Below are 16,369 nucleotides of genomic sequence, written 5' to 3' on the forward strand. Positions count from 1 at the left end.
AAGCCGACCCGCGAGTTCAACGCCGACGACGTGCTGTTCACCTTCAACCGCATGCTCGACAAGAACCAGCCGTTCCGCAGGGCCTACCCCACCGAATTCCCGTACTTCACCGACATGGGCCTGGACCGCAATATCGCCAGGGTGAGCAAGGTCGACGAGCACACGGTGACCTTCACCCTGAACGAGGTCGACGCCGCCTTCGTGCAGAACCTGGCGATGAACTTCGCGGTGATCCAGTCCGCCGAATACGCCGACCAGTTGCTCAGGCAGGGCAAGCCCGGCGAGATCAACCAGAAACCCATCGGCACCGGCCCCTTCGTGTTCAGCCGCTACCAGAAGGACGCGATGATCCGCTTCAAGGGCAACAAGGATTACTGGAAGCCCGATGACGTGAAGGTCGACAACCTGGTCTTCGCCATCAACACCGATGCCTCGGTGCGCATGCAGAAACTCAAGGCCGGAGAATGCCAGATCACCCTGAATCCGCGCCCGGCGGACCTCGAGGCGCTGAAGCAGGACCCGAACCTGAACATGCCGTCGCAGCCCGGCTTCAACCTCGGCTACCTGGCCTACAACGTCACCCACGCCCCGTTGGACAAGACCGACGTGCGCCGCGCGCTGGACATGGCGCTGAACAAGCAGGCGATCATCGACGCCATCTACCAGGGCGCCGGCCAGCTGGCGGTGAACGCCATGCCACCGACGCAGTGGTCCTATGACGAATCGATCAAGGGCCAGGCCTACGATCCGGAACAGGCCAAGGCACTGCTGAAGAACGCCGGCGTCGCCGAAGGCACCGAAATCACCCTCTGGGCCATGCCGGTACAGCGCCCCTACAACCCCAATGCCAAGCTGATGGCTGAGATGATCCAGGCCGACTGGGCCAAGGTCGGCGTCAAGGCGAAGATCGTCACCTACGAGTGGGGCGAGTACATCAAGCGCGCCCATGCGGGCGAACACGACGCCATGCTGTTCGGCTGGACCGGCGACAACGGTGACCCGGACAACTGGCTGGGCACCCTCTACGGCTGCGATTCGGTGAGCGGCAACAACGTCTCCAAGTGGTGCAACGCCGACTACGACAAGCTGGTGCGCCAGGCCAAGGCCACCACCGACCACGACCAGCGCGTGGCCCTCTACCAGAAGGCCCAGCAGCTACTCGCGCAACAGTTGCCCATCAGCCCGATTGCCCACTCCACCGTCTACCAGCCCATGCGCAAATCGGTGCAGGGCTTCCTGATCAGCCCCTTTGGACGCAATTCGTTCTACGGCGTAGCCAACCAGCCCTGATCGCCAATTCGAGATCGGCGGCCCCCGTCGCCTGAGCGCCAGCCCGGCACAGACCGGGCGGCATATCCCGCCTTCCCCTCTGCCTGCCGGCTCCCCCATCTCTCCGATGGGTGGAGGGGATGCATTCGTTGCTAGGAAAACCCACAACAACAAGGAGCAACTCATGCAGCATCACGTATTCATCCGCACTCTCCTGGCACTTGCCGTCTGTGGCACCCCGTTGGGCCAGGCATTTGCCGACGAGGGCGACCTGCCACCGGACGAAACCCACCGTGAGAGCGAAGTGGTGGTCAAGGGCCAGGCCGGCGCCAAAGGCTTCGTCGAAGGTCAGAGCCTGACCTTCAGCACGCGCAACTTCGCCGCCCGCGAGCAGATGAAGGACAGCTTTCACTTCAACATCAAGAAGGACGGTTACACCGAACCCACCCACAGCCGCTACACCTGGACCCAGGGCAGCCAGCTCAAGTACAACTCCGGCTACACCCAGGGCACCGTGGGCGTTGGCTTGGATGCGGCAGCCTTCAACGAGATCGCCCTGGAACGCGGCCACGGACGCATCGCCGGCGGCGGCACCCGCACCCTGACCGATAGCGACGGCGACGCAGTCGGCCAGTGGTCGAAGATGGGCATAGCCAACGTGAAACTGCGAGCCTCCAACAGCGTGCTGCGCGCCGGCCGCCAGCAGACCGAAAACCCGGTGTTCAACATCAACGACAACCGTGCCCTGCCGCCCTCCTTCGACGGCATCAGCCTGCTCAGCGAGGAGCTCGAAGGCCTCGAGGTCCAGGCCGGCAGCTTCACCCGCGCCAGCCCGCGCACCGGCGCAGGCAGCGAGCGCCTGACCACCGAGTACGGCGCGGGGGATTTCTCCGGCAGCCACTTCAGCTACCTGGGCGGCAGCTACCAGGCGATGAAGCAGCTGAAGCTCACCGCCTACGGCGCGCACTTCGAAGACATCTGGAACCAGTACTACTTCGGCGCATCCCACGACCTGGGCGACCCATCCACCCTGGCGCTGAATACCAGCCTGAACTACTACCACACCGGCGACACCGGACAGCGCAAGGCCGGTTACATCGACAACGACGCCTACAGCCTGGCCTTCACCCTGACCCACGGCGCCCATGCCGTGCTGCTGGGCTGGCAGCAGATCCGTGGCGACGAGTACTTCGACTACGTCCACGAGACCGCGGCCATCTACCTGGCCAACTCCTTGCTCTCCGACTACAACGGCCCCAACGAAAAGTCCCTGCAGTTGCGCTACAGCACCGACTGGGCCGCCTTCGGCGTGCCCGGCCTGACTACCATGGCGTGGTACGCCAAGGGCTGGGGAATCGACGGCACCCACTACGACGGTGACCGCAACGGCGTCAGCGGCTACAACGTCCGCGACATGGATGACGAGAAGCACCACGAGCTCGGCCTCTCGACCGGCTATACGCTGCAAGGCGGCCCGCTCAAGAGCAGCAGTTTCCGCCTGACCTACATGAAACATCTGGCCAGCCAGAACCAGGCGGACGGCAGCGTCAACGAGATCCGCCTGGTCAGCAATTTCCCGTTCAACCTTCTGTAAGGAGCATGGGCATGCCCATCAAGCGTTTGCTACCTCTTCTGCTGGCACTGGGCAGCGGCACCGCCCTGGCGCAGAACCTGGTGGTCTGCACCGAAGCGAGCCCGGAAGGGTTCGATGTGGTGCAGTACACCGGAGCCGTGACCAACGATGCCACCTCGGAAACCATCTTCAACCGCCTGGTGGGCTTCCGCCCCGGCACCACCGAACTGGTACCGTCCCTGGCGCAGAGCTGGGAGGTCAGCCCCGACGGCCTGACCTACACCTTCCACCTGCGCCCGGACGTCAAGTTCCACAGCACCGACTACTTCAAGCCGACCCGTGCCTTCAACGCCGACGATGTGCTCTGGACCTTCCAGCGCCCGCTCGACCCCAAGCACCCCTGGCACGAGTCGGCCAACCGCGGCTATGCCTATTTCGACGCCATGGGCATGCGCGAGCTGATCAAGTCGGTGGACAAGGTCGACAACCTGACCGTGCGCTTCACCCTGAGCCATCCCGAGGCGCCCTTCCTTGCCGACATGGCCATGGGCTTCGCCTCCATCTACTCGGCCGAGTATGGCGACCAGTTGCTGGCCGCAGGCAAGCAGGGCCAGATCAACAACCTGCCCATCGGCACCGGCCCCTTCGTCTTCAACCGCTACGCCAAGGACTCCCAGGTGCGCTACCGCGCCAACCCGGACTACTTCGGCGGCAAGCCGGCCATCGACAACCTGGTGTTCGCCATCACCCTCGACCCCAACGTGCGCATGCAGAAGGTCCGGCGCAACGAATGCCAGATCGCGCTCTACCCCAAGCCGTCGGACGTGCCGGCCCTGCAACAGGACAAGAACCTGGCGGTGGACAGCATCGACGCCCTGATGACCACCTACGTGGCGATCAATACCCGGCATAAGCCGCTGGATGACGTGCGCGTGCGCCAGGCAATCAACCTCGCCATCGACAAGAAGGCCCTGCTCGACTCGGTATTTGGTGCCAATGCCGCCAGCCCGGCGATCAACCCCTACCCCTCGACGCTGCTGGGCTACAACAAGGACCTCGAAGACTGGCCGCACGATCCCGAGCGGGCGAAAGTGCTCCTCAAGGAAGCCGGAGCGGAAAACCTCAAGCTGACGATCTTCATCCGCAACGGCAGCTCGCCGACCATTCCCAACCCGGCACTTGCGGCACAGATGATGCAGGCGGACCTGGCCAAGGCCGGCATCGACCTGCAGATCCGCTCGCTGGAGTGGGGCGAGCTGCTCAAGCGCTCCAAGGCCGGCGAACACGACCTGTCGCTTCTGGGCTGGGCTGGCGACAACGGCGACCCGGACAACTTCCTCAGTCCGAACCTGTCCTGTGCAGCGGCGAAATCCGGAGAAAACCAGGCGTTCTGGTGCAACCAGGACTTCGAACTGCTGATTCAGCAGGCCCGTGACAGCAACGACACGGCAAAACGGGCGGAACTTTATAAAAAGGCGACATCCATATTCCACGAACAATCGCCGTGGATTCCCCTGGCGCATCCTAAGCTGTTCAATGTGCGCCGCAGCAGTGTCTCGGGTTACACCATCAACCCGATGACCAATAACAACTTCGCCGACGTTCGAATCCAGTAACCGGCGAAGCAATAAGAAACCGGCGCCCATCGTCACCCCCGATGGGTAGCCGCTCGGTGAGGAGCCCCCAAACACCATGCTCAGTTTCATCGCACGCCGATTCGGTCTGCTGATCCCGACCTTCTTCGGCGTCACCCTGCTCACCTTTGCGCTGATCCGCCTGATTCCGGGCGACCCCGTGGAAGTGATGATGGGTGAACGCCGCGTCGATCCGCAGATGCATGCCGAGGCCATGCACCGCCTGGGGCTCGACAAGCCCCTCTACCAGCAGTACCTCGACTACATCGGCAACCTCGCCCAGGGCAATCTCGGCGAATCGCTGACCACCCGCGACAGCGTGTGGAACGAATTCCTCACCCTCTTCCCCGCAACCCTCGAACTGTCGCTGGCGGCCCTGCTGTTTGCCGGCGTCTTCGGCCTGCTCGCCGGGGTGATCGCGGCCTTGAAACGAGGTTCGCTGTTCGACCACGGGGTGATGACCATCTCCCTGGCCGGCTACTCGATGCCGATCTTCTGGTGGGGCCTGATCCTCATCATGCTGTTCTCCGTGTCCCTGGGCTGGACGCCCGTGTCCGGGCGCCTGGACCTGCTCTACGACATCGAGCCCAGGACCGGCTTCATGCTCATCGACACGCTGCTGTCGGATGAGGAAGGCGCCTTCATGGACGCCGTGCGCCACCTGATCCTGCCGGCCATCGTGCTGGGCACCATCCCGCTGGCGGTGATCGCGCGGATGACCCGCTCCTCGATGCTCGAAGTGCTGCGCGAAGACTACGTGCGCACCGCCCGTGCCAAGGGCCTGTCGCCGGCCCGCGTGGTGTTCGTCCACGCCCTGCGCAACGCCATGATCCCGGTGCTCACCGTGTTCGGCCTGCAGGTCGGCACGCTGCTCGCCGGCGCGGTCCTGACCGAGACCATCTTCTCCTGGCCCGGCATCGGCAAATGGCTGATCGACGCCATCGGCCGCCGCGACTACCCGGTGGTGCAGAACGGCATCCTGCTGGTGGCGACCCTGGTGATCCTGGTGAATTTCATCGTGGACATCCTCTACGGCCTCGCCAACCCACGCATCCGTCACCAACGCTAACCGGAGCCGACGCCATGAATGCCAACGCCAAAGCTCCCGCCAGCGACCCGAGTCTGGTCTACCCATCCCCCTGGAAAGAATTCTGGCATGCCTTCTCGCGCAACAAGGGAGCGGTCGGCGGCCTGCTGTTCATCCTGATGATCGTGTTCTGCGCGCTGTTCGCGCCCTGGGTCGCGCCCCATGACCCCAGCGAGCAGTTCCGCGACTTCCTGCTCACCCCGCCGCTGTGGCTCGAGGGTGGCAATTCGCAGTTCCTGCTGGGCACCGACGAACTGGGCCGTGACCTGCTCTCGCGCCTGATGCACGGCGCGCGGCTGTCGCTGATGATCGGCCTGACCTCGGTGCTGATCTCGATGATCCCCGGCATCTTCCTCGGGCTGCTCGCCGGTTTCTCCCCGACCCGACTGGGCCCGGTGATCATGCGCCTGATGGACATCATGCTGGCACTGCCCTCGCTGCTGCTGGCAGTGGCCATCGTCGCCATCCTCGGCCCCGGCCTGATCAACACCGTGATCGCCATCGCCATCGTCTCGCTGCCCGCCTACGTGCGCCTGACCCGCGCTGCGGTAATGGGCGAGTTGAACCGCGACTATGTCACCGCCTCGCGCCTGGCCGGCGCCGGCACCCTGCGCCTGATGTTCGTCACCGTGCTGCCCAACTGCATGGCGCCGCTGATCGTGCAGGCCACCCTGAGTTTTTCCTCGGCCATCCTCGACGCCGCTGCGTTGGGCTTCCTCGGCCTGGGCGTGCAGCCGCCGACGCCCGAGTGGGGCACCATGCTGGCCTCCGCACGCGACTACATCGAGCGCGCCTGGTGGGTCGTCTCGCTGCCCGGCCTGACCATCCTGCTCAGCGTGCTGGCAATCAACCTGATGGGCGACGGCCTGCGCGATGCGCTGGACCCGAAGCTGAAGAACGCAGCGTGAGGAAGACACACATGATGACTTTCGCACGTGCTGCAGGAGCGAGCTTGCTCGCGAACCTGCAATCCCCCGCGTTCCCCGTTCGCGAGCAAGGACCAAGGCGTCCCCCTCGTTCCTACAAAAAGAACAAGAGCCTGATGGAGACCGCCGTATGAGCCTCCTCGACCTGCGCAATCTTTCGGTCCGCTTCGGCGACCGCAACGCCATCCCGGTAGTGGACGGCCTCGACCTCTCGGTGGACAAGGGCGAAGTCCTGGCCATCGTCGGCGAGTCCGGCTCCGGCAAGTCGGTGACCATGATGGCCCTGATGGGCCTGATCGACGCACCCGGCATCATCACCGCCGACACCATGCAGTTCGACGGTACCGACATGCTGCGCCTGAAGGGCCGCGAACGCCGGCGCATCGTCGGCAAGGACATCGCCATGGTCTTCCAGGACCCGATGACCGCCCTCAACCCCAGCTTCACCGTCGGCTACCAGATCGAGGAAGTGCTCAGGCTGCACCTCGGCCTGCGTGGTAAAGCGCTGCGCCAGCGCGCGCTGGAACTGCTCGAGCGGGTGGAAATCCCCGGTGCCGCCCAGCGCCTGGACGCCTACCCGCACCAGCTGTCCGGCGGCATGAGCCAGCGCGTCGCCATCGCCATGGCGATTGCCGGCGAGCCCAAGCTGCTGATCGCCGACGAGCCCACCACCGCGCTGGACGTGACCATCCAGGCGCAGATCATGGAGCTGCTGCTGAACCTGCAGCGCGACCAGGGCATGGCGCTGATCCTGATCACCCACGACCTCGCCGTGGTCGCCGAGACCGCCCAGCGCGTCTGCGTGATGTACGCAGGCCAGGCAGTGGAGATCGGTCAGGTGCCGGCGCTGTTCGACCTGCCGACCCACCCGTACACCGAGGCGCTGCTCAAGGCGATCCCCGAGCACAGCGCCGGCGAAGAGCGCCTGGCCACCCTGCCCGGTATCGTCCCCGGCAAGTACGACCGTCCGCAGGGCTGCCTGCTGTCGCCGCGCTGCCCCTACGTGCAGGACAACTGCCGTGCCGTGCGCCCGGCCCTGGAAGCCCATGAGCGTGGCGCGGTGCGCTGCTTCTACCCGCTCAACCTGAATACCGAGGTGGCCCGATGAGCGCCGTCCTGACCGCCCGCGACCTGACCCGTCACTACGAAATCTCCCAGGGCCTGTTCAAGCCACACGCCCTGGTCCGCGCGCTCAACGGCGTATCCTTCGACCTGCAGGCCGGCAAGACCCTCGCCGTGGTTGGCGAGTCCGGCTGCGGCAAGTCCACTCTCGCCCGCGCGCTGACCCTGATCGAAGAACCCACCTCCGGGTCCCTGCAGATCGCCGGCCACGAGGTGAAAGGAGCCGACCACGACACCCGCAAGCAGCTGCGCCGTGACGTGCAGATGGTCTTCCAGAACCCCTACGCCTCGCTCAACCCCCGGCAGAAGATCGGCGACCAGCTGGCCGAGCCGCTGCTGATCAACACCAGCCTGTCGCGCATCGAACGCCGCGAGCGCGTACAGGCGATGATGAAGCAGGTCGGCCTGCGCCCCGAGCATTACCAGCGCTACCCGCACATGTTCTCCGGCGGCCAGCGCCAGCGCATCGCCCTGGCCCGCGCCATGATGCTGCGGCCCAAGGTGCTGGTGGCGGACGAACCGACCTCGGCGCTGGACGTATCGATCCAGGCCCAGGTGCTCAACCTGTTCATGGACCTGCAGCAGGAGTTCGGCACCGCCTACGTATTCATCTCCCACAACCTAGCCGTGGTCCGCCACGTGGCCGATGACGTGCTGGTGATGTACCTCGGCCGCCCGGCGGAAATGGGCCCGGCGGACAAGCTCTACGAGCGCCCGCTGCACCCCTATACCCAGGCGCTGCTCTCAGCGACCCCGGCCATCCACCCTGATCCGGACAAGCCCAAGATAAAAATCCAGGGCGAGCTGCCCAACCCGCTCAACCCGCCGACCGGCTGCGCCTTCCACAAGCGCTGCCCCTACGCGACCGAACGTTGCAAGACCGAGGTGCCGGAACTGCGCCTCCTCGATGAGCGGCAGGTGGCCTGCCACCATGCGGAACAGTTCCTGAACTGATACGAAACGGGCCGGTCATAGGCCGGCCCCTCTTTCGGAAACAGCTGCGTCCTACAATGCAGCCGGAACAGGCCTATCGCCTGAGCCAGACAATCCCGCCAGGGTGGCACCCCGCCACCGCCTGCGCGTCGTGGCCATTATCCACAGGGCCACGACCTTCCATGCTGCTGTTCTTCCTGCTGCTCATCCTCGTCACCGCCATCGTCGCCAACGTCCAACTGCACCAGTGGAAGCGTCAGCGGCGGATGGATGTACGCGCGGCGGTGAAGTCGCGGACGAAGCCGGCGCCGAGGAGAAAGGCCGCAGTGGAAGTCGACCTCGATGAGATCGACTGGGACGTGCTTGTCTCGGATGAGCTGGATGTCACACCACCTCCTCCAACTGCGACTCCGCCCGCGCCCCCCAAACCTGTACCAGTAAGAACTGAGCCGCCCGCACCGCCACCTCCGGCAAAACCGAAAGCCGAACCCGGGGACGAATTCCTGCCGCTGGAACGGGCACTGCCACCGGGACAACTGACGGCCGCCCAACGCGATCAGGCCATGGCGCAACTGCTCAAGACCCGCCTGCACACCCCCACTCCGGAGCCCGGCGAGAAGCATATGGTGCTGGACATCGACGACGGCAGCTACGTGCCGGTCGCCACGCACCCGACTGCGGCCGCCATCGCCCTCGGGCATCTCGCCGAGAGTCTGGAGCAACGCAAGGGCGCGCAGTTGCTGCGTGAGTTGCGTGGCAAGGAGCTGGGCCTGCTGGTAGTCGCGCGCAATCCGCAGAAGCCCTCGGTGGCGCGGCTGTGGAAAATCCAGCCGGAAGACCTCTGAGAAGATCCTTGTAGGAGCGAGCTTGCTCGCGAACAGTCCGGGCTTCGAAGCTGCCGGCAAACTGCTTCGCGAGCAAGCTCGCTCCTACGAAAGACTTCAGCTTTACAGATCGCGGATCAGCGCCAAGCGCACACCGAACCCCAGCAGAATTGCGCCGAAACCCCACTGCTGCACGCGCTGCATCGCCCTGTGCCGAGCCAGCCAGTGGCCCATGCGCTCGCCACTGACCGCATAGAAGCTGTCGAAGGCCAGCCCGATCACTACCAATACGCCGCCCAGTAGTGCGAACTGCAGCGCCAGAGGGCCGTTCTGCGGATGGATGAACTGCGGCAGCAGCACCGAGCAGAACAGCAGCGCCTTGGGGTTGAGCAGATTGGTCAGCAGGCCCCGGCGAAAGGCGCGCCGATAGCTGACTGTGGATAACCCGGCCGCCCCCGTTGCCACCGGCAAGCCCACCGGCGCACGCAGCAGTTGCACGCCGATCCAGGCCAGGTAGAGACCGCCGCCGACGCGCACGGCGTCGAACGTCCAGGGCGCAGTGCGGAACAGCAGCGCCAGCCCGGTCGCTGCCAGAGCCACATGGCATGCGCGCGCCGCGCCCAGCCCAAGCGCGGTCGCCAATGCAGCGCGGCAGCCATCACGGGCGCCGGTGTGCAGCAGGAGAATCATGTCCGGTCCGGGCAGCAGGTAAACCATCGCCAGGGCCAGCAGGAAGACGCCGAGATCCACTAGAGCCACTCCGAAGCAGTCATTGCGGATGAGGATTCTATGCTTGAAGACCGAGGCAGGTGCTTGCGTATTCAACCATCGTACGGCTCACAATTAGCATATCCTGCCAACTTCAAATTCATTGAGTAGCCACGTATGCCAAGTCCAAAACTGGACGCCTACGACCACCGCATCCTCGCCGCCCTGCAGCGAGACGGCCGCCTGACCAACGTGCAGTTGGCCGAGGAAATCGGGCTATCCCCTTCACCTTGCCTGCGCCGCGTTCGCATCCTGGAAGAGGCCGGCATGATCCGCGGCTACCACGCCGAACTGGGCCGTGACGAAGTCGGCCTGGGGCTGACGGTGTTCGTCGGGGTGAAAGTGGAGCGCCACAGCGACACCAGCGCCGCAGCCTTTCGCCAGGCGGTGATCGACCTGCCGGAAGTCATCTCGGTACATCTGGTCAGCGGCGAGTCGGACTTCCTCCTGCAAGTCGTGCTGCCCGACCTGCGCGCCTACGAGCAGTTCCTAACCGGCACCCTGCTCAAGCTGCCGGGCGTCAGCGATATCCGCAGCAACTTCGCCATACAGACGGTAAAGGAGTCAGCGCCGCTGCCGCTGCGGCATCTGCCGAAATAGCGGGATTGCGCGCGGGCGACCGCGCGCCTATCATTCGCCACCTTCCATCCACCGACAGCAAAGGAGAGACATCATGCAAACACTGATCACCCTTTGCAGGTCGCGTCTGGCGTAATCGCTTCCCCGCCGCCCCTCTGGCGGCATCGCATTGCCCGGCTCCGGCCTGCCCCCATCCTCTTTTTCGTTTCATTCCTCATGGGATTGGACAATGGGCAATTGCATCCAAAATCTGTCCGACGGCATCACCCTGATCGCCGCGGACGACACCTGGATCGAAGGTAAAGCGATCCAGCAACTTGAAACCACCGCCCGCCTGCCGGGGATGCAGCGCGTCGCCGGCATGCCGGACCTGCACCCCGGGCGCGGCTACCCGATCGGCGCGGCGTTCTTCTCCACTGGCCGACTGTATCCGGCGCTGGTGGGCAACGACATTGGCTGCGGCATGGCGCTGTGGCGCACCGATATCGCCACCGGCAAGCTGAACCTGGACAAGCTGGAAAAGCGCCTGGGCAACCTCGACGGCCCCCTGGACGAAGACTGGAGCGAGCGCATTGCGAGCTTCGCTCTGCCGCCCTGCGGCCACGAGCATTCGCTGGGTACCATCGGCGGCGGCAACCACTTCGCCGAGCTGCAGCAACTCGACCGGCTCTACGACGAAGCCGCCGTGGCAACCCTCGGTCTCGACCCTCGCCACCTGCTCCTGCTGGTGCACAGCGGTTCGCGCGGCCTGGGCGAAGCCATCCTGCGCGAGCAGGTGGACCGCTTCAGCCACCAGGGCCTGGAGCAAGGCAGCGACGACTGCGCGCGCTACCTGGCTCGCCACGACGGCGCGCTGCGTTTCGCCGAAGCCAACCGCCAGCTGATCGCCCTGCGCATGCTCGACCGCCTGCATGCAGACGGCGCACAGGTGCTGGACGTGAACCACAACCTCGTCAGCCCGGCGCAAGTCGAAGGCGTCGACGGCTGGCTGCACCGCAAGGGCGCGACGCCGGCGGACCGCGGGGTGATGGTCATCCCCGGCTCGCGCGGCGACTACAGCTACCTGGTGGAGCCGGTCGCCGACCCGCGCAGCTTGTTCTCCCTCGCCCACGGCGCGGGGCGCAAGTGGATGCGCAGCGAGTGCAAGGAGCGTCTCTCGGCGCGCTACCGCGTCGAGCAACTGGCCCGCACCGCGCTGGGCAGCCGGGTGATCTGCGGTGATCGCGGGTTGATCTACGAGGAGGCGCCGGAAGCCTACAAGGCCATCGACTCAGTGGTCGGCGCGCTGCGCGAAGCGGGGCTGCTGCGGGTACTGGCGCGACTGAAGCCGGTGCTGACCTACAAGACCCGCGGGGAGTGCTGCTGATGATCCTGCTGCAACTATCGGCGGCCCAGGGGCCGGACGAATGCGCACTGGCCGTGGCCAAGGCCCTGCAGCGTCTGCTGCGGGAGGCCGAGGCCAGCGGCACCGAGGCACGCGTGATCGAGGAGGAAGCCGGCCCGCGCCGGGGCACGCTGCTCTCGGTGCTGCTGGCACTGGACGGCGACTCGGCAGCATCCCTGGCCGAGGACTGGAGCGGCACCCTGCAATGGGTCTGCGCCAGCCCTTACCGGCCCAACCACGGGCGCAAGAACTGGTACTTCGGCGGCGCACGATTCAGCGCGCCGCCGGCCAACCTCGAAGGTGAAGTGCGCTTCGAAACCCTGCGCTCATCCGGCCCGGGCGGGCAACACGTCAACACCACCGACTCGGCGGTGCGCGCCATTCACCTCGCCAGCGGGCTGAGCGTGAAGGTCCAGAGCGAACGCAGCCAGCACGCCAACAAACGCCTGGCGCTGCTGCTGATCGCCCGCAAGCTGGAGGCACGCGCAGAGCAGGCGAGCAGCGAATTGCGCGCCGAACGCCGACTGGCCCATCACCACCTGGAACGCGGAAATCCGCGCCGGGTGTTTCGCGGTGAACGCTTCGAGGGTTGAGATCAGCCTGAGAAAAACCGCAGGAACGCGCGCAGGTCCGCCTGCGCCTGCTCCACGCTTGCCGGGGCGAATCGCACGTCGCTGTGCGCCGGGCATTGCGCCAGGCGGCCGATGTCCAGCGGGTGCAGCACGCCCAGCAGCGGGTAGCCGCCCATGGTCTGGCGGTCGGCCAGCAGGACAATCGGCTGGCCGTCCGGCGGCACCTGGATGGCGCCTTCCACTATCCCCAACGACCATTGCCGGCGAGGTGCGCTCAGCGCTTCGCCGCGCAATCGCACGCCTATGCGGTCGGATTGCGGGCTGATCTGCCAGCGCTGTTCGAAGAAGGCCTGGCGCTGCTTCTCACTGAAAGCATCCGGGCCGGGCAGCACGCGCAGCCTCGGGGTTCCGCGATAATCCGCTCGATAGGTCCAGGGCACGCTGGCACCGCCAGCGAAGCGCTCGCCGAGGGCCGCGCACTGCAGCACATCACCGGCGGTCAGCGGCTGGCCATTGCCGCCAAGGCCGCCCAGTTTTTCCCGCGTCTGGGTCGCAACGCTGCCCAGTATCGGCTCCGTGTGGAAGCCTCCGGCAGTGGCGAGATAGGCGCGCTGACCGGCGCGGGCGAAGCCCAGTTTCAGGCGCTGCCCGACTCGCACGCGAAAGCGCGACCAACCCGGCAGTGACTCGCCATCCAGGATTGCCGGCAGCTCTGCGCCGGTCAGCGCCAGCCAGGTATCCGCCTGCGCTTCCAGCTCCACACCACCCAGTGCGATCTCCAGCAACGGCGCGCCCGACAGGTTGTCGAGCAGGCGATTGGCCCAGGCCGCCGCGTGTCTATCCACAGGGCCGCCGGGCGATACGCCCAGGTGCTGCCAACCTCGCCGGCCGCCGTCCTGCAGCAGGCACAGCGGGCCACAGGCAATGACCTTCAGGCTCATGGCTCGCCTCCGGTCGCGCGATAAGTCGCCGCATCGATGGGCACGAACCGCACCAGATCACCCACCGCCAGCGGGCAAGGCGGCTCGCGATGCGCATCGAACAAGCGCTGCGCGCTGCGCCCGAGCAGGTGCCAACCACCGGGCGAGGCCTGTGGATAAACCGCCGTCTGCCGTTCGGCAATCGCCAGGCTGCCGGCGGGCACGTACGTGCGCGGCGTGGCACGGCGCGGCAAAGCGAGGCGTTCGTCCAACTCGCCGAGGTAGGCGAAGCCAGGAGAGAAGCCGATAGCGCCGACGCGATAGTCGCGGCCGGCATGCAGGTCGACCAGCTGGGCGGTAGTGAGCCCGCAGAGACGGGCAACTTCGGCGAGGTCTTCGCCGGCGTACCACACGGCGATTTCATGCAGGCGCCCGGCCTCGTTCGCCAGGTAATCGCCGGGCCAATCCTGCAGCGCAGCCTGTACGCGGTCTTGCAACTGCGGCAGGTCGATGCGCATCAGGTCGTAGTGCAGCAACAGCGTGGTCCAGCCGGGGACGCAATCCGTCAGCGCCGCACCCAGTTCAACGTGCAGGCGCTCGGCCAACTGGGCGATGCGCAACGGCAGGGCGTCGTCGGGTTGCTCCGCGAGCGTGATCAGAAGCGCCGTGGCGCCGAAGGGTTCGACACGGATCATGCCTGGTCCAACAGGCCACGCAGGCGCCGCAGCACCGCCAGGGATTCGGGGTTGTCGCCATGCACGCAGAGGCTGTCGGCGCGCAGGCGCAATGGGTTGCCGTCGATGTCCGGGAAGGCTTCGCCACGGCCGATGGCCAGGGCCTGGTCGAGGATGCGCTGCGGCTCGTGGTGCACGGCGTTGGGCAGGCGGCGTGGGGCAAGCTGGCCGTCGGGCAGGTAGGCGCGGTCGGCGAAGGCTTCGAACATCAGCGGCACGTCGGCGGCGTCAGCCAGTTGCAGCTCGCGGTTGTTGTCGGCCAGGGCCAGCACCATCAGCGGCAGGCGCTTGCGGTAGGCGGCGCAGGCATCGAGCACCGCTGCGAGCAGCGCGTCATCGCGCACCAGGTCGTTGTACAGCGCGCCGTGCGGCTTCACGTAGGCCACCTGGGTGCCGGCGGCGCGGCAGAAGGCGTCCAGCGCACCGATCTGGTAGAGCACCAGGGCGTGGACTTCCTCGGGCGAGCAACTCATGTGGCGGCGACCGAAGCCGGCGAGGTCCGGGTAGGACGGGTGCGCGCCGATGCTGACGCCCCGCTCCACCGCCAGGCGGACCGTGTGCTGCATGGTCAGCGGGTCACCCGCATGATAGCCGCAGGCAAGGTTGGCCTGGTCGATCAGAGGCATGGCGTGGACGTCGTCGCCCATGCGCCAGGCGCCGAAGCTTTCGCCCATGTCGCAGTTGAGCAGGATTCGCGTGCTGCGCTCGGTCATCGGTATCGCCGTCCTTCCAGATTTCCTACAGGGTAAAGCAGCAAATGGCCTTTGGCCTTCGGAGAATACTCAGTCACGTTCAGGAGGAGTACCATTCCGCCTCTAGACCCGTGGAAAACTCCCCCCGAATGATCAAAGCCGCCATTCTGGCCGCCTTCGGCCTGAGCATCGTTTATGTCCACCTGCGTGGGCGGGTGCGCCACAAGTTCACGCGCCAGCTGAGCGACCACTCCAGCTTCCTGGCGCCGATCAACTGCCTCATGTACCTGTTCTCCAGGGTGCCGAGCCGCCCGTACCTGGCGACCGACGAATTCCCCGAAATGCGCCTGCTCAGCGATAACTGGGAAGCCATCCGCAGCGAAGCCCTGCACCTGCGCGACGCCGGCAGCATCAAGCGTTCCGATCAGCTCAACGACGTGGGTTTCAATTCCTTCTTCAAGACCGGCTGGAAGCGTTTCTACCTGAAGTGGTACGACGACAGCCATCCGTCCGCCGACGCCCTGTGCCCGAAGACCACCGAACTGCTGCGGCAGATTCCGTCGGTCAAGGCGGCGATGTTTGCCGAACTGCCACCGGGCTCGCGCCTGGTGCGCCATCGCGATCCCTACGCCGGTTCGCTGCGCTACCACCTTGGCCTGCTGACGCCCAACGATCCGGGCTGCTTCATCGAGGTGGATGGCGAGCGTTACCACTGGCGCGACGGCGAGGCGGTGGTGTTCGACGAGACCTACATCCACTACGCCGAGAACACCACGGAGCATGACCGGGTGATCCTCTTCTGCGACATCGAGCGGCCGCTGAAGTACGGCTGGGTGACGGCATTCAATCGCTGGTTCAGCCGCAACGTGATGGCCGCGGCCGCCTCGCCCAACGACGCGGGCGACAAGACCGGCGGCATCAACCGCGCCTTCGCTTCGCTGTACAAGATCCGCCTGCAGGGCAAGGCCCTGAAGAAGCGCAACCGCAAGCTGTACTACCTGCAGAAATGGGGCTTCTTCGCGGCGGTGCTGGCACTGTTCCTGTGGATTTGAGCCGCTGGAATTAAGCGCCCATAAATCAAAAAGGCCTCCGCATCCGCGGGGGCCTTCTTGTTTGTGCCCTTCGAGGAGCCCTGTGTAGGGCGAATCACCTGGAACAGGTTATCCGCCGGCTGCCGATTGGCGGATAACGCTGGCGCGTTATGCGCCCTACGAAACTGGCTATTCCGCCGCGCGCCTAGCCCCTCTCCCCCGCCCTCTCCCTGAAGGGAGAGGGAGCTTTTCGTGCCGGCTGACGCATTGGTTTCAACCTGCACCGAACCAGTCCCCTCTCCCTTCAGGGAGAGGGCTAGG

Annotated in this window: 16 protein-coding genes; 12 read left to right on the forward strand and 4 right to left on the reverse strand. The window is 65.7% G+C overall.

Annotated elements, in window-relative coordinates; genetic code table 11:
• From C167_RS0106975 to C167_RS34425, 8 genes are all read left to right on the forward strand, one after another.
• Positions 1-1,290, forward strand: a 1,290-nt coding sequence (locus tag C167_RS0106975) for an ABC transporter substrate-binding protein (protein WP_017517546.1), incomplete at its 5' end; no start/stop codon positions are given.
• Between the two features lie 163 nt (positions 1,291-1,453).
• A complete protein-coding gene (locus C167_RS0106980) occupies positions 1,454-2,863 on the forward strand; it encodes an OprD family outer membrane porin (protein WP_017517547.1) in 1,410 nt (469 codons plus the stop codon).
• A 5-nt stretch (positions 2,864-2,868) separates the two neighbouring features.
• Positions 2,869-4,458, forward strand: a complete 1,590-nt coding sequence (locus C167_RS0106985) for an ABC transporter substrate-binding protein (protein WP_026078851.1) — start codon at positions 2,869-2,871, stop codon at positions 4,456-4,458.
• 76 nt (positions 4,459-4,534) lie between these two features.
• On the forward strand, positions 4,535-5,545 hold the full coding sequence (locus tag C167_RS0106990; protein WP_017517549.1) for an ABC transporter permease subunit: 1,011 nt from the start codon (positions 4,535-4,537) through the stop codon (positions 5,543-5,545).
• A gap of 14 nt (positions 5,546-5,559) precedes the next feature.
• Positions 5,560-6,471: an ABC transporter permease subunit gene (locus tag C167_RS0106995; RefSeq protein ID WP_017517550.1), complete on the forward strand. Its 912-nt coding sequence runs from the start codon at positions 5,560-5,562 to the stop codon at positions 6,469-6,471.
• 148 nt (positions 6,472-6,619) lie between these two features.
• Entirely contained in the window at positions 6,620-7,597 is a 978-nt protein-coding gene (locus C167_RS0107000) for an ABC transporter ATP-binding protein (RefSeq protein WP_017517551.1), read from the forward strand.
• Complete coding sequence (locus C167_RS0107005; RefSeq protein ID WP_017517552.1) at positions 7,594-8,565, forward strand: peptide ABC transporter ATP-binding protein; 972 nt, start codon at positions 7,594-7,596, stop codon at positions 8,563-8,565. Before C167_RS0107000 ends, C167_RS0107005 begins: the two co-directional genes overlap by 4 nt.
• A gap of 161 nt (positions 8,566-8,726) precedes the next feature.
• A complete protein-coding gene (locus C167_RS34425; RefSeq protein ID WP_157791821.1) occupies positions 8,727-9,389 on the forward strand; it encodes a hypothetical protein in 663 nt (220 codons plus the stop codon).
• A 102-nt stretch (positions 9,390-9,491) separates the two neighbouring features.
• Here the strand turns inward: C167_RS34425 and C167_RS0107020 are convergent, their stop codons facing one another.
• Entirely contained in the window at positions 9,492-10,118 is a 627-nt protein-coding gene (locus C167_RS0107020; protein ID WP_017517555.1) for a LysE family translocator, read from the reverse strand.
• Positions 10,119-10,253: 135 nt separating this feature from the next.
• On the opposite strand from C167_RS0107020, the gene C167_RS0107025 reads away from it, so the two are divergent.
• The 3 genes from C167_RS0107025 to prfH all read left to right on the forward strand — a co-directional run bounded on the left by C167_RS0107025 (position 10,254) and on the right by prfH (position 12,692).
• Positions 10,254-10,736: an Lrp/AsnC family transcriptional regulator gene (locus tag C167_RS0107025; RefSeq protein WP_017517556.1), complete on the forward strand. Its 483-nt coding sequence runs from the start codon at positions 10,254-10,256 to the stop codon at positions 10,734-10,736.
• Positions 10,737-10,944: 208 nt separating this feature from the next.
• Complete coding sequence (locus C167_RS0107030; RefSeq protein WP_017517557.1) at positions 10,945-12,081, forward strand: RNA ligase RtcB family protein; 1,137 nt, start codon at positions 10,945-10,947, stop codon at positions 12,079-12,081.
• Positions 12,081-12,692, forward strand: a complete 612-nt coding sequence (gene prfH, locus C167_RS0107035; protein ID WP_026078854.1) for a peptide chain release factor H — start codon at positions 12,081-12,083, stop codon at positions 12,690-12,692. Before C167_RS0107030 ends, prfH begins: the two co-directional genes overlap by 1 nt.
• A 2-nt stretch (positions 12,693-12,694) precedes the next feature.
• Here prfH and C167_RS0107040 read toward each other — a convergent pair whose 3' ends face one another.
• The 3 genes from C167_RS0107040 to C167_RS0107050 are packed head-to-tail and all read right to left on the reverse strand — an operon-like array spanning position 12,695 to position 15,038.
• Positions 12,695-13,612: a biotin-dependent carboxyltransferase family protein gene (locus tag C167_RS0107040; RefSeq protein WP_017517559.1), complete on the reverse strand. Its 918-nt coding sequence runs from the start codon at positions 13,610-13,612 to the stop codon at positions 12,695-12,697.
• Positions 13,609-14,286, reverse strand: coding sequence for a 5-oxoprolinase subunit PxpB (gene pxpB / locus C167_RS0107045; protein WP_017517560.1), 678 nt, complete (start codon positions 14,284-14,286; stop codon positions 13,609-13,611). Before pxpB ends, C167_RS0107040 begins: the two co-directional genes overlap by 4 nt.
• Positions 14,283-15,038 carry a 5-oxoprolinase subunit PxpA gene (locus tag C167_RS0107050; RefSeq protein WP_017517561.1) on the reverse strand — a complete coding sequence of 252 codons (756 nt, stop codon included), beginning with the start codon at positions 15,036-15,038 and terminating at the stop codon, positions 14,283-14,285. The genes pxpB and C167_RS0107050 overlap by 4 nt, the downstream gene beginning before the upstream one ends.
• Positions 15,039-15,169: 131 nt before the next feature.
• On the opposite strand from C167_RS0107050, the gene lpxO reads away from it, so the two are divergent.
• Positions 15,170-16,069: a lipid A hydroxylase LpxO gene (lpxO, locus tag C167_RS0107055; protein WP_026078856.1), complete on the forward strand. Its 900-nt coding sequence runs from the start codon at positions 15,170-15,172 to the stop codon at positions 16,067-16,069.
• Positions 16,070-16,369: the final 300 nt, after the last annotated feature.

Origin of the sequence: Pseudomonas nitroreducens TX1 (assembly GCF_000313755.1) — a bacterium.
Lineage (GTDB): Bacteria > Pseudomonadota > Gammaproteobacteria > Pseudomonadales > Pseudomonadaceae > Pseudomonas > Pseudomonas nitroreducens_A.

Coding starts and splice junctions, on each gene's coding strand:
- C167_RS0106985 (WP_026078851.1), top strand. CDS start 2,869: ATGGGCATGCCCATCAAGCGTTTGCTACCTCTTCTGCTGGCACTGGGC.
- pxpB (WP_017517560.1), bottom strand. CDS start 14,286: ATGATCCGTGTCGAACCCTTCGGCGCCACGGCGCTTCTGATCACGCTC.
- C167_RS0107050 (WP_017517561.1), bottom strand. CDS start 15,038: ATGACCGAGCGCAGCACGCGAATCCTGCTCAACTGCGACATGGGCGAA.
- prfH (WP_026078854.1), top strand. CDS start 12,081: ATGATCCTGCTGCAACTATCGGCGGCCCAGGGGCCGGACGAATGCGCA.
- C167_RS0107005 (WP_017517552.1), top strand. CDS start 7,594: ATGAGCGCCGTCCTGACCGCCCGCGACCTGACCCGTCACTACGAAATC.
- C167_RS0106980 (WP_017517547.1), top strand. CDS start 1,454: ATGCAGCATCACGTATTCATCCGCACTCTCCTGGCACTTGCCGTCTGT.
- C167_RS0106995 (WP_017517550.1), top strand. CDS start 5,560: ATGAATGCCAACGCCAAAGCTCCCGCCAGCGACCCGAGTCTGGTCTAC.
- C167_RS0106990 (WP_017517549.1), top strand. CDS start 4,535: ATGCTCAGTTTCATCGCACGCCGATTCGGTCTGCTGATCCCGACCTTC.
- C167_RS0107025 (WP_017517556.1), top strand. CDS start 10,254: ATGCCAAGTCCAAAACTGGACGCCTACGACCACCGCATCCTCGCCGCC.
- C167_RS34425 (WP_157791821.1), top strand. CDS start 8,727: ATGCTGCTGTTCTTCCTGCTGCTCATCCTCGTCACCGCCATCGTCGCC.
- C167_RS0107000 (WP_017517551.1), top strand. CDS start 6,620: ATGAGCCTCCTCGACCTGCGCAATCTTTCGGTCCGCTTCGGCGACCGC.
- C167_RS0107040 (WP_017517559.1), bottom strand. CDS start 13,612: ATGAGCCTGAAGGTCATTGCCTGTGGCCCGCTGTGCCTGCTGCAGGAC.
- C167_RS0107030 (WP_017517557.1), top strand. CDS start 10,945: ATGGGCAATTGCATCCAAAATCTGTCCGACGGCATCACCCTGATCGCC.